Consider the following 21,133-nt stretch of genomic DNA (forward strand, 5'->3'; position numbering starts at 1 on the left):
GTATACCTGTATCGGCTCATAACCATCAGGTTTTCCGAGCACGTGAACATGTGTCAGAAACCCTAGGGGGTGATCAGATCGCTCGCAACCCGTATCAGCATGACCATCCCGCCTATTTCGGACAGTCATTGCGCCTTTAGGGGCCATTCCACGCGGACGACCTGAAATCTCCCTATCCAGGCAGAAAGCACGTTCCCGAGCGATATGAGGGCACAGGCCCTACTCGCCGACCCGGGCCTCCCCGTACGGCACCACCCTGACCGGCCCCAGCAGGCCGTAGGGCTGGCGGGTCAGGCCGCCGTAGACCGCCGGGTCCGCCACCCGGAGCCGGGTGCCGAGCGGGGTCGCCACCTCCACCTCAATGGTGTTTTCGCCGCGCCTGACGTGCGGGCCCAGGTCCACGACCGGGTGCAGCGGGTCCACGGGATCCAGGCGGTGGCCGTTGACGGTCACCCGGCAGGTGTCGGTCACCTCGCCCAGCTCCAGGTACGCCGGGCCGTCCAGGTTCACCGTGGTGGAATAGGTGCCGATGCCCGACACGTCGGCCAGCCCGGCGATCTGGGACCAGGGTGCGAGCTGGTCCAGGATGACCTGGTGAACGCTCTTCGAGGTCTCGGTGGGGGACGCGCCCGGTTGCCAGTCCTCCACGCTGAGCCGCCAGGACGCCGGTGTCAGCGGGGAGGGGACCGGGCCGATCGTGGTCGTGACGGTGCGGCCGGTGGACAGGGTGGTCGTGTGGGGCCCGGCCTCGGCGGATCTGATCACCAGGCCGTCCCGGCCGAACGTGACCAGGTCGGCGTCGGTACGGGTGGCATGCGGACGTTTGCCGGATCGGTCGCCGAACAGGCCCGGCCTGCCGATCGCCACGATCATGGCCTCGCCGGGCCGAAGCGTGACCCGCAGGCGGATGCCCCCGTCGCCGTCCTCGGAATAGAGGGCGATCCGGGACACCCGGCCGGTCCACGGATCCAGCAGGTACGGGACGCCGTCGCGGTCGGCGCGGGTCAGGGTGACCTCGTGGTCGATGGGCGTCACCGGCGGCTTGGCGTTCTCCTGGTGCTTGCCGTTGCACAGGTAGTAGTAGTCGATCTTCCCGGCCACCCGGCGCATGGTGAGCAGCGTGGAGGCGCTCTCGTACCGGATGTCGGGGCGGACCCCGAGCGCGGTGAGCGCGCCGGGCACGTCCGCCGCCGCCGCGACCATCCGCACCGTCGGCTCGGCCAGCAGTTCGCTCATGAGGGCGCGGAGCCGTCCGTTGTCCCCGACGCCGGGCACGGAGGCCGACTCCCAGGCGCCGAGCAGCACGATGGGCAGGCCCGCCCGCGCGTACTCCAGCAGTTTCCCGGCCGTGGCGAGCGTCATCGTGCACTCGGCGGCGTAGAAGCGGTCGCCCTCCACGAACAGCGCCTTGTAGGCCGGGAGCGCCAGCCGCCCGCCCCTGACGCGCGCGCCGGGCAGGTCGAGCAGGGGACCGCTGATGAACTGGTGGGTCCAGCCGGTCGGGATGCCGCTCGCGGTGAACCAGGACGCGCCGATGCCGGTCTTGGTGTATCCGGTCTGCCGCAGGACCGCCACATCGGCACGCGGAGCGCCCTGTCGCATGATCAGGTGGATTCTCGCGAAATATGCGGAAATATCGGGAACGTGGCGCCAGGTGGGCTGGCGCGGGCCCCACGACTCCGAATAACCCGCCGTACCGCCGTACGGCGTGAACGCCGCGAACCCCGGCCACCCCGCACCGGGCGCGGCGGCGTAGGAGAAGCCGTGCAGCACCGTCTGGTTGAGCCCGGCCGCGTACGCCCCGCCCATCGTGCGCAACAACTTCTCCCACGTCGTGGTGTAGGCCCCGCCCTGGTACGCCCCCGCCTCGCAGGACAACACCTCCCGCCCCGCCATGTCCCGGCCCCCGGCCAGGCAGCGGTAGTCGTCGAGGTTCTTGAAGCCCAGCGACTCACCCTCGGGCACGTCCAGGATGGCCGCGGCCTCGATGGCGTCGGTCTGCAGCCCGTACGGCTGCGCCCGCAACCCCAGCCCGAGCGAGTGCGCCCAGTCGCGCAACGCGGTGAAGTGGTGCTCGTTGAACAGCTCGGAGACGGTGTCCCAGTAGTCCTTGCGGGCATGCCGGGTCAGCACCGCGTCGTAGGCGAAGACCGGATCCTCATCGGCGAGCACGACGACCGGCAGGAACGGCGCCAGCGCGTACCCCCGCCGCCGCTCGAACTCCTCCGGCAGCGCGGGCGTCCAGGCCAGCGCGTCGGTCTCGATCTCGATCGAGTCCTCGAACAACGCCCCGCCCGCCTTCCTCAGCAACCTCCTGATGGCGGGGGTGAGCAGCTCCGACTCCCAGTGGTCGATCACCGCCCGGGTGCCGGCCCGGCTGAAGTGGTCCACGACGTAGGACTCGGGCGCGGTGTGCGGGCCGGACTCGGGCCGCTGGCCGGAGCCGCGCTGCCAGTAGGAGATGAGCAGCCATTCGCCCTCGCCGGGCGCGGTCCACGTGATCGTCCCATCGCCGGACACCGCGACCTCCCGCACGGAGGCGGGGTCGAGGCCGGTCTCGTCGCGGGTGGAGTTCGCGGGCTCGATCCTGGCGGCCTGGACGAGCAGCAGCGTGCGCTCGGCCCGCCCCTCCACGGCGGGCGGCGGCACCGGGCCCGTGTACGTCGCGCCCGCCGCCACCGCCACGGAACCGTGGGCCAGCTCCTTGCACGCGGCCTCGCTCTCCGGCGTGATCGAGGGCACCGCGGCGGGCCAGGAGGGGCCGATCGTCAGGTCGATGCTCAGGCCGCGCCTGGCCGCCTGGTCGAGCGCGGCCTCGACGGCGGTGTTCCACGCGGGGGTGCCCCAGCCGTGGCCGGCGGGGTCGAGCACGGACTTGTCGCGGATGCTGTGGTGCACCGCCGCGATCTCCGCGCCGCCGAACCCGGCCTCGGCGAGCTGGTCCACCTCCCGCCTGATCTCGGCGGGATCGACATGGGCGTCCGGCCACCACCAGCGCACCATCGGCCGCACCTCGCGCCGGGGCCGGGCGAACCACGCCGCGGACGGAGCGGAGGCGGCGAGGGCGGGGGAGTCGGTGAAGGCGAGCGTTGCGGTGGCGGCTGCGCTCAAGGCGAGGAAGCCGCGGCGGGTCAGATCGTTCACGGGCGCTCCAGGAGCCGGTCCTGCGGGGGGTCGCGGACGTTGGATGGGGCGCCGGGCCCGCTGGCCCGGCGCCCCGGTTCTTGGGCTGGCGCGAGGTCAGCTCGGGATCGGGTACGGGAACGTGCTCGTCACGCCGATCTTGTCGTACTCCATCTTCGAGGCGTCGAAGCCGTCAACCCAGTTGCCGTTGGTCACCTCGTTGCACTGGTAACTCTGGTAGGACTGGTCGGTCGTCTTGCCCACCTCGATGTTGTCGAAGGCGAAGCCGCAACCGCCGGCGTCCATGTGCACGCCGCGGGTGCCGCTGTCGGGCATGGACGCGTCGGGGATGACGTCCCCGATCACGACCTGGGACACGTGGTTGGTGATCTCGTGCGGGTCCACGTTGCTGACGCCGTAGGTGTAGAAGGCGCCCATGTCACCGCTGTCCAGGCCGGTCTCCTCCAGCCTGAGGTACTTGAACACGTTCCCGTGCGCGTACCCGTCCCCGTCCTTGACCTCGGGGCGGACCTCCAGGCTGATCCCGTAGCGGGCGCTGTGCTTGACGACGGTGTGGCTGACCTCGTTGTTGCCGGTGTTCATGAGCTCGACCCCGGAGGCGTCGCCCGGCACCAGCTCGCCGATGTGGTCGATGTAGTTGTTGGTGAAGACGTGCTTGCCGGTGATGTCGCCCTCGCCGGGATAGCCGCCCTCGACCTTGATGCCGTCCGCGCCGATGTTCTGCAGCAGGCTGTCGGAGATCCGTACCTTCTCGTTGGCGAACAGCAGGTAGAACGCGGTGAAGCCGGTGTCGGACACGTGCAGGCGGGTCAGGTCGATGTCGCTGGTGTTGGTCAGCGTCACCGCGCCGAACCGGTTGCGCGGCATCTCGATCTGCCGGTCGTACTCGGGGTACTTGTGCGGCACCCCGGCGTCGCCCGCGCTGATCCAGCCGTTGCGGTACCAGCTCACGAAGTCGCTGTACTGCAGGGCCAGGCCGTCGAAGGAGAGGTTGCGCACCCGCTTGTCCGGCGTGCTGCCCTTGAGCGAGAGGATCGTCTTGACCGTCGGGGCCATGACCTTGTCGATCGAGCCCTTGGGCCAGTAGTAGACCTCGTTCTTGTCGAAGTCGAAGAAGTACTCGCCGGGCTGGTCGAGGAAGTCCAGCGAGTTCTGCAGGAAGTAGCGCGAGCCGCCGCGGCTGTTGACCATGGCGTAGCGCGTCCAGTGCTCAAGGGTGAGCTGGTTGTCGTCCCAGGAGGGGTTCTGGATCGGCACGGTGTCGGTGAACCAGCTCCACGAGCCGCCCGACCAGACCATGACCTGCGCGTTGTCGAGGTTCCAGCTCTTGTCCCAGTCGCCGGGGTTGGAGTACAGCCACTGGTAGACCGCCTCCTTCTCCGGCTCCTTCAGGATCGAGGTCATGTACGGCGCCCACACGTCGTCCGAGCGGCGGTTGGGATAGCGGGCGGTGGTGGCACGCTTGCCGTCCTCGAACAGCGTGTAGAAGGCGCGGTCCACCTTCGCCTTGTAGATGTTGTCCTTGTACTTCTCCCACCCGGTCACCGGCTTGGCGCCCAGCAGGCGGGCCTTGCCCGGCCCATCCACGCTGCGATAGATCACCCGGTGGCCGTCCCTGCCGGAGTCGGCCTCGGTGAACTCGATGGTCTTCTCGACCACGTAGTCGCCGGCCTTGACGTTGACGACGATGTCGCAGGTCTGCTTGCGCTGCTTCCTGACCTGGTCGCGGGCGTACTCGATGGTCTTCCACGGACGCCTGGCGTCGCCAGGCCCCCGGTCGGCGCCGTTGGTGGCGACGTAGAGGTTGGTCGGCTTGCACGGCGCCTGGGCGGAGGCGGTGGGGGCGACGAGCAGCGCGCCGAGCGTCACGGCCGCCGCGATCACGGCCCTCACTGGGTGGCTCCGGGGATCGGGTACGGGAAGGAGCTCGTCACGCCGATCTTGTCGTACTCCATCTTCGAGGCGTCGAACCCGTCGGCCCAGTTGGCGTTGGTCACCTGGTTGCACTGGTAACTCTGGTACTTGTCGTCGCTGACCTTGCCCACCTCGATGTTGTCGAAGGTGAAGCCGCAGCCGCCGGCGTCCATGTGCACGCCACGGGTGCCGCTGTCCGGCATCGCGCCGGCCGGGTCGTTGATGACGTCCGTGATCACCATCTGCTTGACGTGGTTGTCCATGGGGTGCGGCTCGACGTTGCTGACGCCGTAGGTGTAGAAGGCGCCCATGTCACCGCTGTCCAGGCCGGTCTCCTCCAGCTTGATGTAGGAGAAGGTGTTGTTGCGGGCGTAGTTGTCCTCCGGCTTGATCTCCGGGCGGACCTCCAGGCTGATGCCGTACCGCGCGCTGTGCTTGACGTTGATGTTGCTGACGGTGTTGTTGCCCGTGCTCATCAGCTCGATGCCGGAGGCGTCGCCCGGCACCAGCTCGCCGACGTGGTAGATGTAGTTGTTGGTGATCGTGTGGTGCCCGGAGATGTCGCCCTCGCCCGGGTAGCCGCCCTCGACCTTGATGCCGTCGGCGCCGAGGTTCTGCAGCAGGCTGTCCGACACCTTGACCCGCTCGTTGGCGAAGAGCATGTAGACGCCCATGAAGCCGCTGTCGGAGATGTTCAGCCTGGTCAGGTCGATGTCGCGGGTGTTCTCCAGGGTGATCATGCCGAACCGGTTGCGCGGCATCTCGATCTGCCGGTCGTAGACGGGGTACTTGTGCTCGTAACCCGAGTCGCCCTCACTGATCCAGCCGGAGCGGTACCAGTCCACGAAGTCGCTGTACTGCAGGGCCAGGCCGTCGAAGGCCAGGTTCTGCACGCGCTGCTCGGGCGTGCTGCCCTTGAGCGAGAGGATCGTCTTGACCGTCGGGGCCATGACCTTGTCGATCGAGCCCTTGGGCCAGTAGTAGACCTCGCTGTTGGCAAAGTCGAAGTAGTACTCGCCGGGCTGGTCCAGGAAGCGCAGCGTGTTCTGCAGGAAGTAGCGCGAGCCGCTGCGGCTGTTCACGAACGAGTAGCGGGCCCAGTGGTTGAGCGTGAAGAAGCCCTTGCGGAAGTCGGCCCCGCCCAGCGGCACCGTGTCGGTGAACCAGCTCCACGAGCCGCCCGACCAGACCATGATCTGGGAGTTCCTGTCGAAGTCGGCGTCCCACTCGGCGGGCACGTCCTCAGGCTTGAAGTACAGCCACTGGCGCACCGCCTCCTTCTCCGGCTCCCCGAGGATCGAGAACAGGTAGGGCGACCACAGGTCCTCGCTGGTCCTGTTGGGGTGGCGGGCCGTGGTGGCGCGTTTGCCGTCCTCGAACAGCGTGTAGAAGGTACGATCAATCTTGGTCTTGTAGATGTTGTCCTTGTACTTCTGCCATCCCGTCACCGGCTTGGCACCCAGCAGGCGGGCCTTGCCCGGGCCGTCCGCGCTGCGATAGGTGATCTTGTGGCCGTCCCTGCCGGAGTCGGCCTCGGTGAACTCGATGGTCTTGTCCACGACGTAGTCGCCGGCCTTGACGTTGACGACGATGTCGCACTTCTGCTTGCCCTTTTTACCGCGAAGCGCGTCACGGGCCTGCTCGATGGTCTTCCACGGGCGCTTGGCGCTGCCGTCCGCGCGGTCGCTGCCCTGGGTGGAGACGTAGTAGTCGCAAGATGGTCCGGCCGCCGCCGGCGCCGGGGTGGTCAGACCGCCCAAGAGTAAGACGATCGCGCCCACGGACCTGAGGATCACTGGCTCTCCTTTGTTTCCCGCCACCGCTCGTAGTCGGCGCGGGTATCGGGGGTGAGTGGGTAGTAGTCGGAAAGCGCGCCGCCCTCCTCGATGCGGGCGCGGCTGTAGCGCTCCCACTGCTCGTGGTCGGCGGCGGCGTCGAGCACCTGGCCGGCCCGGCGCAGCGGCACCACCACGGCGCCGTCGTCGTCGGCCACGCACAGGTCGCCGGGCAGCGCCAGCGCGCCGCCCACGGCCACCGGCACGTCGTACGCCCAGGGGAACAGCTCCGCCTGCGAGGCGTAGTGCGGGGTCGCGCCGGTGCACCAGATCGGCACGCCCAGGCCGCTCACCCGGGGCAGGTCCCTGATCCGGCCGTCCACCACGATGGCGGCGCCGCCCTTGCGCTTGAAGTAGCGCACCAGCATGTCGCCGAAGCAGCCGGTGTAGGCGCTGCCGTAGGCCTGCACGACGAGCACGTCCCCGGGCTCGATGTCCTCCAGCACGTGCCACAGGGCCGTGTGCCGCTCGACGTACTCCTGGCCGAGCCCGGAGGCGATGTCCTCGCGCTGCGGCATGAACTGCAGCGTGCGGACCCGGCCGGCGGCCTTCTGCCCGGGCGCGATGGGACGCGGCCCTTCGACGAAGGTCCGCCGGATGCCCTGCGCGTGCAGCTTGGCGCAGGCGGTGGCCGAGCTGATCCGGGAGAGCCCCTCCACAAGGGTGGGATCGGGTTCCGCGGGCAGCTTCCCGCGAACGGGCAGATCCCAGATGGCGTCGTCCATGGAACTCCTCAGTAGTGCTGGTGCGATTCGGTGGTGCCGGTGCGATTGCGGGCACAGCGGTGCTCGCACCCGCGCGGTTTTACGGGTGCGTTGGTTCAGGCAGGGCTCAGTAGTGCTGGTGGGACGGGGTGCGGGCGCGTGCGGTCGTGTGCAGGTCGAGCCGGATGCGGCGGCCGGGCGGCAGCTCCACGAGCAGGCGCGGGCCGTCCACCGTCACCTCCTGCTCGCTCTGGCCGATCGGGGGAGAGGTGTAGCCGCGGGGGTCGCCGGGGTAGTCGTCGCCGGAGACCCCGGTGACCGTGGCGCTGTCGAAGTGGTGCTCGCCGAACTGGCCCGCCTGCACGACCACCCTGCGGGTGTGGGTGAGGCTGAGGTTGACCAGCTCCACGGCGGTGCCGTCGGGGCGTACCGAGTCGACCAGCGCGGCCACGTCGCGCGGCAGCCCGGGACGGTGCCGGTCGGCGTCGAAGTAGGCCAGCCGCGTGGGCAGCAGGCCGCCGTTGTAGAGGACCTGCGGAGTGCCGGTGACCAGTTGCAGCAGCGCCTCGGTGAGCACCGGGTTGAGCCGCTGCCAGTGGTGCACGTGGATGGTGGCCAGGTCGGCCTCGTCCTCGTTGATGAGCGCCATGCGGCGCTGCACCTGGCCGAGCGCGGTGGTGAGCATCTGCTCGGGGAAGGCGGGGTTGGCGCCGCGCAGGTACTCCAGCCACGGGGCCTCGTGCCCGGCCTCTTCCTTGTTGCGGAACGGCCGCACCGTGGACCAGTCGTAGCCGGACGCCTTGCGCAGCCGGTCGAGCCGGTCGGTGTCACCCCGGCCGAGCGACATGTGCCAGAGCCAGACCGGCAGGCCGAGCTGCGGCGGCTGGAAGTCGAACCAGCCGTTGTCGTCGTGCCGGTTGGGCACCAGCATGGTCGGCTTGCCGGCCTCGTCGCCCAGCTCCGCCAGCCAGCGGTCGCTGATGCTCATGTCGGTCTCGGTGACGGCGGCCTGGGTGGCGCGGTCGTACACGATCTCCAGGGGGCCGCGGCCGATCGCGAGCGCGGCGTCGTCGCCGGTCAGCAGGTGGGCGTTGACCGCGGCGATCGCGGCGGCGGCGCCCACGCTGTAGAGGCCGTGCGGCCACTGCCAGCCGTAGTTGCCGCCGTACCAGCGGCCGCCGTGCAGTTCGCCGGTCACGCCCGACGGGCCCACGTTGTCGGGGATGATCCCGTCGTTCGCCTCGGCCCTGCGCTGCCAGGCGCCGATGTAGCGCAGCGCCCAGTCGCGGTAGCGGTCGTCGCCGTCGTACAGCCAGGCGTTGACGGCCAGGCTGGTCGCGGCCAGGTTGACGGCCACGTCGCCGCGGCCGATGCGCTCGCTCATCGCCGCGCCCATGCGGGCGGCGTTGCTCGGGTCGCCCAGGTCCTCCCAGGTCGAGATGCCCGGCAGGTCACGCAGCGGCAGGCCGAACGGCCGCATGCTGGTCAGGTCGGTGTGGTAGGAGGCCCACTCCCACTGCAGGCCGTAGCGGGGGCCGACGGCGCCGTTGTGCGGGGCGCGGATGATGTCGTGCCCGTCGTCGTAGTTGGCCGAGCCCGGCAGGTACAGGTCGGCGAAGCGGCGGGCCCGCTCGCGGAAGCGTTCGTCGCGCGGGTCGGCGGCGCAGATGCCGTAGAAGAGCAACATCGACTCGCCCTGGTGGAACCAGTCGTAGCCGCGCTCGTACTCCTCCACCAGGTAGCCCAGCTCGGTGAGCTGGACGGTGATGCCCTCCCAGTGGTGCTTGGCGGCGTCGAGGAGGTCGTCGGCGCCGCCGAGCTGGTAGAGCGTCGGCCAGTTGAAGAACGCCTCGTAGAAGTCGTCGGCCCCGTCGCGGTCCGCCGCCGGGCCGTGGTAGATCAGCCGTCCGTCGGGCCCGCAGTAACGGGCCGCGAAGCCCCGCCACGCCTCGTCGAGCGCGTCGAACAGCCTGCGTTCCAGCACCGCCCAGGCCGGCGGCACGCCGAGCGGCACGGTCGCCTTGATCTCGCGCATGATCACCCTTTCGTAGCCCCGGCCGTCAGGCCGCTGATGATGTGCCGTTGCATGAAGACGAAGAAGATCAACAGAGGGGCGATGGCCAGCAGCAGCGTCGGGAAGACCACCGTGTAGTCGGTGGAGTACTGGCTGACCGCCGCGTAGACGCCGGTGGTGACGGTGTACAGGCCGCTGCCGGGGCCCAGGATGATCTGCGGGTTCACGAAGTCGTTCCACACCGAGAAGGTGTTGAGGATGACCATCGTGGCGACCGCGGGCTTCATCAGCGGGAAGACGATCTGCCAGAACGTGCGCAGCCTGCTCGCCCCGTCCACGGCCGCCGCCTGGTCGAGCACGGCGGGGATGGTGGCGATGTAGCCGGCGTACAGGAAGATCGAGAAGGGCAGCGTGAGCGTGGTCTCGAACAGGACGAACCCCTGGATGGTGCCCATCAGGCCGAAGGTCTTGAGCACGTACACGACGGGGATGACCAGCACCTGGCCCGGGATGAACGTGCCGGCCAGGAAGAACAACATCAGGAAGCGGAAGCGGCGCTTGGGGCTGCGCGCGATCACGTACGCGGCCGGGGCGGCCAGCCCCACCGACAGCACGTTGACCGCCACCACGAACAGCAGGGTGATCGCGTAGCCCTTGAACACGTTGAAGTTCGGGTTGGTCAGCGCCCTGCCGAGCGGTTCCAGGGTCAGCCCGCTCAGGCCGAACGGGTTGCTCAGGATGTCCTGCTGGCCCTTGAACGCGTTGACGGTCAGCACGTACAGGGGGATGAGCATGAAGGCGACGGTCGCCCACAGGAAGGTCTTGCGCGCTGTCGTCATTGGTGCACCGCCAGTTCGCCGCGCCTGCGCAGCTTGGTCACCACGAACGCCAGCGCCGCCGTCACCAGCATGAGGAGCACCGACTGCGCGGAGCCGAAGCCGAGGCGGGCGTCGTGGAAGGAGTTCCACAGGATGAGGTAGGCGACGGTCTGCGTCTGCCCGGCCGGGCCGCCCGCCGTCAGCGAGACCACCAGGTCGTACGTCTTGATCAGCGTCACCAGCGACAACACGATGTTGATCGTCACCGACGGGCCCAGCGCGGGCAGCGTCACGTTCCTGAACACCTGCCAGCGGGTGGCCCCGTCGATCCGGGCCGCCTCGATCAGCGAGTGCGGCACCGCCTGCAGCCCCGCCAGGTAGAGCACCACGTTGACGCCGAACCCGGCCCACACCAGCACCGCGATCATCGTGACCGTGGCCCAGGTCGGGTCGGACAGGAACGGGATGACCTGCCCGCCCCACGTGGTGACCAGGTTGTTGACCGCGCCGGTGGTGCCGAGGATGGCCGACCAGAGGAAGCCGACCACCAGGGCGCTGAGCACGTGCGGGTAGAACAGCACGATGCGGAAGAACGTGTTGGCCCTGGAGGCGCCGTTGACCAGCAGCGCGAAGCCGAGGCCGAGCAGGTTGAGCCCGATGGTGCCGGCCGCCGCGACGAGCAGGGTCACCAGCGAGGCGCGGCGCAGTTCGGGGTCGTCCAGCAGGTTGACGTAGTTGGCGGCGCCGACGAAGGCGGGGTTGGCGCTGAAGCCGTCCCAGTCGGTCAGGCTCAGGTAGAAGGCCAGGATGACCGGGACGATCAGCATGACGGTGTAGAGGATGGTGGCCGGGGCCACCATGAGGGCGTTGGCGAGCCCGTCCCCCCGCCGCCGCCTGACCGGCCGGGCGGGGGGTTTCACCACGGGAGGTGCTTCTCGGGTGAGTGTCATGAGCGTCCGGCCAGCCAGCGGTTCACGCCCTCGGCCACGTCCTTGGGCGACTTGCCCACGTACAGGCCCTGGACCTCGGTGTTCCAGGCGGAGTTGAAGCCCTTGGGCAGGGTGGCGTCGCCGTACCCCTCACCTTGCGGGACCCCGGAGGGGGCCTTGTCGAGGATCTCCTGGACCTGCTTCTCCAGCGGGGTGAACTCGCGCTCGACGCCGGTGCGGAAGTTGCCGTCCTGGGCGAGCTGGCTCTTGACCGCCGCCGGGTCGGTGACCAGCCACTGGACGAGCTTGAGCGCCGCGTCCTTGCTGGGGGTGGACTTGAGGATCATGTACGGAGCCGCGAGCGTGGCGCCCTGCGGGCCCGGGTAGGTCTGGCCCTTGTCGACCGGGGCCGGGAAGACGCCGACCTCGAAGTCCTTCTTGGTCTTGGCCTCGGTGGCGGTGAACCAGCTACCCATGACGTACATGCCGGACTTGCCGGTCAGGAACTGGGTCTCGGCGTCGGCGTACTTCATGCCGAGGGCGTTCTTGTCGATCCAGCCCTTGTCGATCCAGCCACGGTAGCGCTCCAGGTAGGGCAGCAGCGAGTCGCCGGCCTTGAGCTTGCCCGCCTTGACGTCCTGCTGCCAGGTGGGATGCGTCTGGGCGCGGCTCGGGTTGGACAACTGCAGGAGCTGCAGCCCGGTCAGGAAGTCGCCGCCGGTCTGCAGCGGCAGGTAGCCGGCCTTCTTCAGGTCGGCCATGGCGGTCTCGAAGTCGTCGAACGTCTGCGGCATCTCCTTGATGCCGGCCTTGTCGAAGGCGGCCTTGTTGTAGAAGACCAGCGACTGGGCCTGCACGCCGACGCCGACCGAGTAGATCTTGCCGCCCAGCTTGGCCTCCTCGACCAGCGGGGTGTCCTTGGTCCACGCCTGGTCGCTCAGGTCGAGCATCTGCTTGGCCAGCGTCTCGTCCGCCATCAGCGTCTCGACCACGTCCGGCGCGTTGCCGGCGGCGAGCTGCTGCGGCAGCGTGTCGGCCACACCCTTGCCCGTCGGCGCCTCGATCTTGACGTCGATGCCGGGGTTGGCCTGCTCGAACGGCTTGACCAGGCCGTCCCAGTACGCCTGGGTGAGGTTCGGGCTGATGTTGACCAGCATCCGGACGGTGACCGGGCCGCCCTCGCTCGACTGTGCCTGGGAGTCACCGGCGAAGCCGCCCCCGCCGCAGCCGGTGAGCAGGAGCAGGCAGCCGATTGCGGGCAGGGCGAGGGATGAACGGGGGGAACGCATCGCACCTCCAAGGGGGCGAGATCTGCGACGCCTTTTAATGGGTCGTACTCGATTAGCGATTATTTAATACGTTGGTCACATAGCCCCGTCAAGGGGAAACGTGACGCTACAAATACGTGTCCAGCGAGTTGCTGAGTCATAAGTGCGTTAAAGTTGGTAGGTGACAGGACGCGAGGACGACAAGCGGCTGGTATTGGGCGCGGAGGAGCTGACCACACTGCGGGAGTGGGCCGCGCGGGAGCGGGGCGGTGGGCTGGCGCTGCGCAGCCGTATCGTGCTGGCGTGCGCCGACGGCCTGGCCCGCAAGGAGATCGCCACCCGGCTGGCGGTCAGCCCGGCGACCGTGGCCAAGTGGCGCGCCCGCTTCGTGGAGCGCGGCCTGGACGGCCTGGCCGACGCGCCCCGGCCCGGCCGCCCGCGCAGCGCGGAGCGGGAGGAGGCCGAGCGGGTGATCGCCGCCGCGGTGGACGGCTCGGCCGTGCCGTCCACCCGGCTGATGGCCGCCCAGCTCGGGCTGTCGCAGTCCACGGTCGCGCGCATCTGGCAGGAGCAGCAGGTCGCGCCGCACGCGGCCCGCGTGCTGCCCAGGGAGTTGTTGTCGGACCGGGTCTACGCGCTGCTGCGCGGCTGGATCGTCTCCGGCGAGCTGGTCGCGGGGCAGCGGCTGGTCGAGGCGGAGATCGCCCGGCGGGTCGGCACCAGCCAGGCCCCGGCCAGGGAGGCGATCAAGCGGTTGGCGCACGAGGGACTGGTCATCTCCTATCCCAACCGGGGCAGCTATGTCGCGGAGATCTCCGACGAGCAGGCCAGGGAGGTCCGCGACATCAGGGTGTTGCTGGAGGAGTATGCCGCACGCGGCGCCGCCGCCCGCATCCGGGCCGACACGTTGCGGCAGCTCTCCGCCGACGTCCTGGCCATGCGGAAGGCGGCCCGCGACGGGGACATCGGGGCCTTCAGGGACGCGGATCTGACCTTTCATCGCCGGGTGTGCGCCGCGTGCGGCAACTCCTTCCTGTTGCGGTTGTGGCGGACCATCGAGTCGAACCTGTGGAGCCTGCATGTGGTGGGCAACCCGCTCTACGACGGGGACTGGTCGGCCATGGCGGGCCACCACGACGACCTCGTGGCGGCCCTGGCCTCGGGAGATCCGGAGGAGGCGGCGCGGCTGTTCGCCGCGCACGCCCGGGGCGAGGCCTCCCGCACCCCGCCCCGCGCCTGCGCCGGTCAGGCGGACGGTGTGATCTCGTAGGTCGCGCCACGGCGGGTGTCGAGGACGACCACGCCCGGCTCGGGCCGCTCCACCTTCACCGGCCGGCCGCGCTCGGTGACCGTCACCGGCTGGGTGGTGCGCAGGGTGAGCTTACGCCCCAGGTCGGAGCGCACCCGCCCGCGCCGCAACGCGCCGCCCGCCCACTCCACGTCCACCTCGAAGCCGCCCTTGGCCCGCAGCCCGCGATAGGACCCGGCGGGCCACGCGGAGGGCAGGACGGGCAGCAGGTGCACCTGACCGCCGTGGCTCTGCAACAACATCTCGGTGATCCCCGAGGTGCCGCCGAAGTTGCCGTCGATCTGGAACGGCGGGTGCAGGTCGAACATGTTCGGCGCGGTACGCGCGGGCACCAGCAGGTTGCTCAGCCGCTTGTAGGCCTCGGCGGCGTCCAGCAGCCGCGCCCAGAAGTTGATCTTCCAGGCCAGCGACCACCCGGCCCCCGCCTCCCCGCGCAGCTCCAGCGTCCGCCGCGCCGCCGTGGCCAGCTCCGGCGTCAGCCGGGGGTCGATCTGCTCGCTGGGGAACAGGCCCCACAGGTGCGAGATGTGCCGGCTGCGTGACAGCGCCGCGTCACCCCGATAGTCCTCCTGCCACTCCTGGATCTGCCCGAGGTGACCGACCTGGTTGGGCACCAGCTTGGCGCGGGCCTGCGCGGCCTCGGCCCGCATGCCCTCCTCCACGCCGAGCACCTGCGAAGCCTCCTCGAAGGCGGCGAACAGGTCCCGCAGGATCTGCATGTCCATGGTGGGCCCGGCGCAGATGCTGACGTTCTCGCCGTTGTCCTCGTGGTGCCCGACCTCGGGGGAGTGCGACGGGTTGGTCACCAGGTAGCCGGTTCTCGGGTCGGTCTGCAGGGTGGCGAGGAAGTACTCCACCGAGCCCTTGATCAGCGGGAAGTGCTCGCGCAGCCGCCGCTCGTCCCCGGTGTAGAGGTAGTGCTCCCAGAGCGTCAGGCAGAGCCACGCCCCGCCGGTCGGCCACACGCCGTAGAAGGCGAAGTCCACGGGGGCGGTGCCGCGCCAGCCGTCGGTGTTGTGGTGGGCGACCCAGCCGGGCGCCCCGTAGCTGTCCTTCGCCGTGCGGGCGCCGGTCTCCGACAGGTCCTTGATCAGGTCGAAGAGCGGGTCCATGCACTCGATGAGGTTGCCGGGCGCGGCGGGCCAGTAGTTCATCTGGCAGTTGATGTTGATCGTGTACTTCGACTGCCACGCCGGTTCGAGCGAGTCGTTCCAGATGCCCTGCAGGTTGGCGGCGTAGCCGGGCGCGCGGGAGCAGGAGATGAGCAGGTAGCGGCCGTACTGGAAGTACAGGGCGGCGAGCTGGGGGTCGGTGGCGAGCTGCTGGCGCTTGATGCGCTCGTCGGTGGGCAGCGCGACCGCCTCCGAGGTGCCCAGGTCGATCCCGACCCGGCCGAACAGCCGCTGGTAGTCCTGTACGTGCCTGCGCCGCAGCACCTCGTACGGCCGCCCGCCCACCTTCGCCAGATGACGGCCCGCGACCTGCGCCGGATCGCCCCCGACATCCTTGTAGCTGCGGTAACTGCTGCCCATGGAGATCAGCAGGGTGACCTCGTCCGCGCCCTCGACGACCAGCGTGCCGCCGTCCACGCGCACGCTGCCGCCTCTGGCCTCGGCCCTGGCCAGCGCCTGGAACCGGACCTCGCCCCGCATGCCCTCGGTCTGGCCGCTGACGCCGTTCAACGCGATCGTGTTCCGCCCGGCGCCGGCCGAGCTCGACTGCTGCGGGCTGGAGAAGGCCGCCGTGAACGAGATCGAGCCGGGTTTGTCGGCGGTGTGCCGCACCACGATGACCTGGTCGGGGTTGCTGGCGAAGACCTCGCGCCCGTGCCGCACGCCGTCACGGGTGAACCGCACGCGGGTGGTCGCGTCGGTCAGGTCGAGCTCGCGCCGGTAGTCCGTGAACTCGGCCGCCCCCGGATAGGTCAGCGTGAGGTCGCCGAGCACCTGGTACCACGCCTGCTCGCTGGGCGTGCCGAGCAGCTTCTCGTCCGCCATGTTCTGGGCGGCCTGCCACTTGTCCTCCCAGACCAGCCGCCTGATCTCCGGCAGCGCGGCCAGGGCCTCGGGGTTGTCGTAGTTGTGCGGGCCGCCGGCCCAGATGCTGTCCTCGTTGAGCTGCAGCCGTTCGGTGGCCACGCCGCCGAACACCATCGCGCCCAGCCGCCCGCAGCCGACCGGCAGCGCCTCCAGCCAGACCTCGGCGGGGCGGTTGTACCAGAGGGTCAGCGGGTTGCCCTGCTTGTCGTCCTGCGCCCACGCGGGGCCGGCGGTCGCGCCGCTCACGAGCAGGGATCCGGCCGCCGCGCCTAACCCGGTCGCGAGCACGCCTCGACGTGTGTAGCCGTCGTTGGTCACCGATTTCTCCTTGTTTCTGGGGGAAAACATGGGATGTCTGCTAGCTTGCGGTGCTGTGAGTCGCATCGATGCCCACCACCACGTCTGGGACCTGTCCGCCCGCCCGCACGGCTGGCTGGACTCCGCCAAGATGGCGCCAGTGCGCCGCACGTACACGCTCGACGACCTCGCAGGACCCGCCGCCGCGGCGGGCGTCACCCGCACGGTGCTGGTCCAGGTCCTGGCCGATCTGGCGGAGACCCGCGAGTTCCTGAACCTGGCCGCCCGGTCCGAGCTGGTCGCCGGGGTGGTCGGATGGGTGGACCTGACCGCGCCCGACGTCGCCGACACGCTCGCCGCCCTGCCTTCGGGCCTGGTCGGCGTGCGCCACGGCGTGCAGTCCGAGCCCGACCCCGGCTGGCTGAGCCGGCCCGACGTGCGCCGCGGGCTGGCCGCCGTGGCCGCCGCCGGACTCTCCTACGACCTGCTGACGCTGCCGCACCAACTGCCCGCCGCCGTCGAGACGGTGAGGGCGCTGCCCGAGCTGACGTTCGTGCTCGACCACCTGTCCAAGCCGCCGATCGCCGCGGGAGAGCTGGAGCCGTGGCGGAGCCGGATCCTGGAGCTGGCCGCCGGGCCCAACGTCTACTGCAAGCTGTCGGGCCTGGTCACCGAGGCCGACTGGGGTTCGTGGCGTACGGCCGATCTGCGGCCCTACGCCGAGACGGTGCTGGAGGCGTTCGGCCCCGAGCGGGTCATGTTCGGCTCCGACTGGCCGGTGTGCCTGCTCGCGGCCGAGTACGACCAGGTCGTCACGGCCGCGGACGAGCTGTGCGCCGGGCTGTCGGACGGTGAGCGGTCCGAGGTCTTCGCCGGGACCGCGCGCCGCGCCTACCGCCTGTAGGGATCATGCGGCCTCCACACGGAAGGTCGTGTGGTACGTGCGCGACTCCTGCGGTTCGAGCCAGATCATGCTCCCGTCCTGCCGGGCGGCGGCGTCACCCGACACGTGGTGCGTGGACGGCTCCAGGCCGACCGCGTAGTTGCCGGCCCGCAGGTTCATCCACTCGAAGAAGTGCGGGAACTCCGCCGCCCGCCACTCCACGGCCACCCGCATGCCCAGGCGGTCGTTGACCACGGCCACCCGGTGCAGCCCGTCGGGGCGGGGGACGAGCGCGTGCTCGTACACCTGCTCCACGAAGCCCGGCACGGGACCGGGGAAGGTGAGGTGGTCGGCCTTCTGCTCGGCCACGCTGTCGCTCTGCCACAGCGTCTCGCGGATGTCGGCCTCCAGCCTGGCGCCCTCGTCGAGCAGCGGCCAGCCCAGGTTGATGTGGTACAGGTACATGTGCGGCGTGGCCTCGAACCCGGCGTTGGTCACCGTGTCGATCAGCCGGATCTCGTCGCCGCCGAGATCCGCCTCGATCCGGCGCACCAGCCGCAGGTTCTCCGCGAACACCGCGGCCTGCCGCATCTCGCCCTCGGCCCAGAGCACGCAGCGCTCGCCGTCCCACCGCTCGCCGTAGCCGCTCAGCCGGGCGGGCAGGTTGCCGGCGCGGCCGTGCAGCCCGTGCCGTACGGACTCGCGCGGCGGATACCGGTAACCCTCGGCCGGCACGTCGCCGCCGAACAGCGTGTGGTCGAGCCCGGCCGTCACGATCAGCCCCGAGAACGAGCGCAACCACGACAGCCCGTCCTCGTCGTTGTTCTCGTGCAGCCCCGGATGACGGAAACCGGTGGGGGAGCGCCAGCCGAACGCCCGTCCCGCGTGCTCGGCGTGCCCGATGTCCATGCACCGGTCCACCAGCACGTCGAACGCCAGCCCCGAGCCGGTACGGAACTCCAGCGCCCTGACCCCGCGCTCCACGCCGTCGCCCAGCGTGACGAGGCGGACCCCGCCGGCCGCGCTCAGGTCGCCCGTCAGCTCGGCCAGCCGCCTGCGGTCCGGCGTCATGCCATCACCCACCCTCCGTTGACTTCGATGGTCTGGCCCGTGACGAACGAGGCGTCGGGGCCCGTCAGGAACGACACCACGGCGGCCAGCTCCTCGGGTGTGCCGCGCCGCTGCAACGCCTGGCGTTCCAGCACCATCCGGTTGTAGGACTCCAGGTCCTCGTGGATCTCCTCGGCCGCCGTCGGGAACGCGCCGGGGGAGACGCAGTTGACCCTGATCTCCCGCGGGCCCAGCTCCCGGGCCAGCGCCCGGGTGAGCGAGGCCGCCGCGCCCTTGGTGGACACGTACGCGGCCAGGTCGGACCAGCCGCCGTGCATGGTGATCGAGGCGACGTTGACGATCGCGCCGCCACCCGGGCCGATCATCTGCCTGGCCGCGTGCTGGGCGCACAACCAGTAGGCGCGCTGGTTGACCGCGATCACGTTGTCGTACTCGTCGAGCGGCACCTCCAGGAACGGGCGGGCCGGGTAGACGGCGGCGTTGTTGACGAGGATGCCGACCGGGCCGAGCCGCTCGGCCGTCTCGGTGAACGCGGCCTCGATCGCTTCCGGGTCGCGCAGGTCCGTCTTCAGGTTGAGCGTGCCGTCCAGGCCGGCCGTGTCGACGTCGAGTGCCGCCACCTGGTGGCCGTCGGCGGCCAGGCGGCGCACGATCGCGCGGCCGAGCGCTCCGGCGGCGCCTGTGACGAGCGCCGTGGTCATGGGGTCCTCCATTCCTCGTGCAGGTGCTTGAGCAGGTCGCGGGCCGGCGTCCCGGCGAACAGCCCGTCGCGGATCAGCGCCGACGACCGCGTCTGCAGGGCGATATAGCCGGGGAAGCGCGGCCTGATCCAGGCGGCCTCCATGGTGGCGAGCGTGTCGCGGTAGAAGCCCGGGTGGTCCCAGACGGACCGGGCGGCCGGTTGGCCGCCGGTGGCCGGGAACAGCTCGGCCTGCACCGGCTCGGACGTCAGCCGCAGCAGGTGCGCCCGCACCGACTCGCGGATCTCGCCGATGCGCCGCCGCGAGACGACCAGCCCGGTGCCGCCGAGCACGCTGCCCGGCGCCCGTCCGGGCCAGGCGGGGGCGTCGGAGAAGGTCAGGGGGTAGGTGACGTAGCCGTACAGCAGGGGGCAGCAGTCCACGTCCCCGGCCGCCATCGCGTCCAGCACGCCGATCGGGTTGCGCACCTCGCGATCAGAGGACAGCGCGAGCAGCTCGGCCATCAGCTCCAGCGCCCGCTCACCGGCCTGTTCATCGAGGAAGTCCCCGCACGTCACCGCGCAGAACATGAGGAACGCGTGCGGCCCGCCCAGGCACAGCGCCATCCGCGTGCTCTTCGCGGCCTCCACCACCTCGGGCCACGACGCCGGCACCCGCACGCCGGGCCGGGCGGCGGCGACCTGCGTGGCGGCGTCGAGGGGCAGCGCCCACTGCCTGCCGTCCAGGTGGTAGCTCTCGTAGGAGCGGCCCGCGAAGCGCAGCCCGGCCAGCTCCCCGGGCGAGAACAACTCCTCCATCGGCACCAGCGCGTCCGTCGCCGCGCCCAGCCCCGGATGGTCGATCACCATCACGTCGTAGGTCTCGGCGAGCCGGGCGATCGGCTCGGACTCGAACCCTTCCAGGGGCTGCCGGTCCCACGCGATCGGCTCAGGGACGGCCCCGTACGGGTTCGTCCCCGCCAGGTCGAGCCGGGTCAGCTCCTCCAGCGGCGCGTACCCGCGCGGATGGTCCCAGGTCAGCCCTCGCATGCCAGCACGCCCTCCGCAGCCAGCTCGGCGGTGCGCTCGGCCGGGTAGCCGAGCTCTTCGAGCAGCTCGCCGGTGTGCTCGCCGACCAGCGGCGCGCCCCTGCGCACCCCGGGCGGGGTGGCGCTGAAACGGTAGGGAAAGCCGGGCGTGGTGACCGTGCCCTCGGTGGGGTGCTCGTAGGTGACGAACGAGCCGTTGTGCGCCACCTGCGGGTCGTTGACCAGGTCGGCGTAGCCGTACACCGGGCCGGCCCACAGGTCGTGGCGGGCGCAGATCTCCAGCCACTCGGCCGTCGTGCGCTCGGGCAGGCGGCCCGCCACCAGCGCGGTGATCTCGTCGCGCCTGGTGTGGCCGTCGGCGTCGCCGTCCATCTCGGCCAGCTCCGGCAGGTCCAGCGCCACGGCCAGCCCGTCCAGCCTGGGCATGCCGAGCGCGATGAAGCCGTCCTTGGTGGCGAAGACGCCGTACGGGGCGCGGATGTAGGTGTGGCCGTGCGGCTCTCGCCCGCGTCGTTGCGGCACCTTGCCGACCGTGTAGATCGACAACTCCTGCATCTGCACGGCCACGGCCGCGTCCAGCATGTTGACGCTCACCCGCTGTCCCTCGCCGGTGCGCTCGCGGTGCAGGAGCGCGGCCAGCGCGCCCTCGAAGGCGCTGTAGGCGGTGATGGCGTCGATCGCGTACGAGCCGGCGGGCACGGGCGGGTCGCCCTCGCGGCCGGTGCTCAGCATGGCGCCGCTCATGGCCTGCAGCAGCAGGTCCTGACCGGGACGGGAGATGTACGGGCCGGTCTCGCCGTAGCCGGACATCGACACGTACACGATGGACGGGTTGAGCCCGCGGATCGTGTCGTAGTCCATGCCCAGCCGCTCGGCCACGCCGGGCCGGTAGTTCTGCAGGAACACGTCCGCCGTCGCGGCCAGCTTGTGCACGATCTCGCGGCCCTCGTCGGACTTGAGGTTCACCGCGAGGCTGCGCTTGTTGCGGTTGAGCGACAGGAACGAGGCGTTGACCCGGTTGCCGTTGGCGCCGCCGGCGGGGGCGTGCCGCTGCCACTCGCCGGTCACCGGCTCCACCTTGACCACGTCCGCGCCCAGGTCGCCCAGCCGCATGGCGGCCAGCGGGCCGGCCATCGCGATGGACAGGTCGATCACCCGGATGCCGTCGAGCACACCCATG

Annotated in this window: 15 protein-coding genes; 2 read left to right on the forward strand and 13 right to left on the reverse strand. The window is 70.4% G+C overall.

Features of this window, described 5'->3' with window-relative positions; genetic code table 11:
- Positions 1-219 precede the first annotated feature (219 nt).
- From AB0I81_RS13355 to AB0I81_RS13390, 8 genes are all read right to left on the reverse strand, one after another.
- The gene (locus AB0I81_RS13355) at positions 220-3,144 is read right to left on the reverse strand and encodes a glycosyl hydrolase (protein WP_360654956.1); all 2,925 of its coding nucleotides are present in this window, start codon (positions 3,142-3,144) and stop codon (positions 220-222) included.
- A gap of 96 nt (positions 3,145-3,240) precedes the next feature.
- Complete coding sequence (locus tag AB0I81_RS13360; RefSeq protein ID WP_360654959.1) at positions 3,241-5,037, reverse strand: right-handed parallel beta-helix repeat-containing protein; 1,797 nt, start codon at positions 5,035-5,037, stop codon at positions 3,241-3,243.
- Positions 5,034-6,854 carry a right-handed parallel beta-helix repeat-containing protein gene (locus tag AB0I81_RS13365; protein ID WP_360654962.1) on the reverse strand — a complete coding sequence of 607 codons (1,821 nt, stop codon included), beginning with the start codon at positions 6,852-6,854 and terminating at the stop codon, positions 5,034-5,036. The genes AB0I81_RS13360 and AB0I81_RS13365 overlap by 4 nt, the downstream gene beginning before the upstream one ends.
- Positions 6,851-7,618, reverse strand: a complete 768-nt coding sequence (locus AB0I81_RS13370) for a hypothetical protein (RefSeq protein ID WP_360654965.1) — start codon at positions 7,616-7,618, stop codon at positions 6,851-6,853. The genes AB0I81_RS13365 and AB0I81_RS13370 overlap by 4 nt, the downstream gene beginning before the upstream one ends.
- 106 nt (positions 7,619-7,724) lie before the next feature.
- A complete protein-coding gene (locus AB0I81_RS13375) occupies positions 7,725-9,632 on the reverse strand; it encodes a hypothetical protein (protein ID WP_360654968.1) in 1,908 nt (635 codons plus the stop codon).
- A 2-nt stretch (positions 9,633-9,634) separates the two neighbouring features.
- Positions 9,635-10,450 carry a carbohydrate ABC transporter permease gene (locus AB0I81_RS13380; protein ID WP_360654971.1) on the reverse strand — a complete coding sequence of 272 codons (816 nt, stop codon included), beginning with the start codon at positions 10,448-10,450 and terminating at the stop codon, positions 9,635-9,637.
- Positions 10,447-11,352 (reverse strand): sugar ABC transporter permease, encoded by a 906-nt coding sequence (locus AB0I81_RS13385; protein ID WP_360654974.1) that lies wholly within the window; start codon positions 11,350-11,352, stop codon positions 10,447-10,449. The genes AB0I81_RS13380 and AB0I81_RS13385 overlap by 4 nt, the downstream gene beginning before the upstream one ends.
- 23 nt (positions 11,353-11,375) lie before the next feature.
- Positions 11,376-12,647, reverse strand: coding sequence for an extracellular solute-binding protein (locus AB0I81_RS13390; RefSeq protein ID WP_360654977.1), 1,272 nt, complete (start codon positions 12,645-12,647; stop codon positions 11,376-11,378).
- Between the two features lie 160 nt (positions 12,648-12,807).
- On the opposite strand from AB0I81_RS13390, the gene AB0I81_RS13395 reads away from it, so the two are divergent.
- Positions 12,808-13,896: an FCD domain-containing protein gene (locus AB0I81_RS13395; protein ID WP_360654980.1), complete on the forward strand. Its 1,089-nt coding sequence runs from the start codon at positions 12,808-12,810 to the stop codon at positions 13,894-13,896.
- On the opposite strand, the gene AB0I81_RS13400 is transcribed toward AB0I81_RS13395, so the two are convergent.
- Entirely contained in the window at positions 13,872-16,292 is a 2,421-nt protein-coding gene (locus tag AB0I81_RS13400; RefSeq protein ID WP_360654983.1) for a glycoside hydrolase family 95 protein, read from the reverse strand. The genes AB0I81_RS13395 and AB0I81_RS13400 overlap by 25 nt on opposite strands.
- Before the next feature lie 55 nt (positions 16,293-16,347).
- On the opposite strand from AB0I81_RS13400, the gene AB0I81_RS13405 reads away from it, so the two are divergent.
- Positions 16,348-17,175 (forward strand): amidohydrolase family protein, encoded by an 828-nt coding sequence (locus AB0I81_RS13405; RefSeq protein ID WP_360654986.1) that lies wholly within the window; start codon positions 16,348-16,350, stop codon positions 17,173-17,175.
- Positions 17,176-17,178: 3 nt separating this feature from the next.
- Here AB0I81_RS13405 and AB0I81_RS13410 read toward each other — a convergent pair whose 3' ends face one another.
- From AB0I81_RS13410 to AB0I81_RS13425, 4 genes are read right to left on the reverse strand one after another with little or no spacing between them, the layout of a single operon-like run.
- The gene (locus AB0I81_RS13410) at positions 17,179-18,225 is read right to left on the reverse strand and encodes an aldose 1-epimerase family protein (RefSeq protein WP_360654989.1); all 1,047 of its coding nucleotides are present in this window, start codon (positions 18,223-18,225) and stop codon (positions 17,179-17,181) included.
- A complete protein-coding gene (locus AB0I81_RS13415) occupies positions 18,222-18,926 on the reverse strand; it encodes an SDR family oxidoreductase (protein WP_360654992.1) in 705 nt (234 codons plus the stop codon). The genes AB0I81_RS13410 and AB0I81_RS13415 overlap by 4 nt, the downstream gene beginning before the upstream one ends.
- Positions 18,923-19,954: a hypothetical protein gene (locus AB0I81_RS13420; RefSeq protein WP_360654995.1), complete on the reverse strand. Its 1,032-nt coding sequence runs from the start codon at positions 19,952-19,954 to the stop codon at positions 18,923-18,925. The genes AB0I81_RS13415 and AB0I81_RS13420 overlap by 4 nt, the downstream gene beginning before the upstream one ends.
- Positions 19,942-21,132 carry a CoA transferase gene (locus AB0I81_RS13425; protein WP_360654998.1) on the reverse strand — a complete coding sequence of 397 codons (1,191 nt, stop codon included), beginning with the start codon at positions 21,130-21,132 and terminating at the stop codon, positions 19,942-19,944. Before AB0I81_RS13425 ends, AB0I81_RS13420 begins: the two co-directional genes overlap by 13 nt.
- Position 21,133 lies beyond the last annotated feature (1 nt).

Origin of the sequence: Nonomuraea sp. NPDC050404 (assembly GCF_040655495.1) — a bacterium.
Classification (GTDB): Bacteria; Actinomycetota; Actinomycetes; order Streptosporangiales; family Streptosporangiaceae; genus Nonomuraea.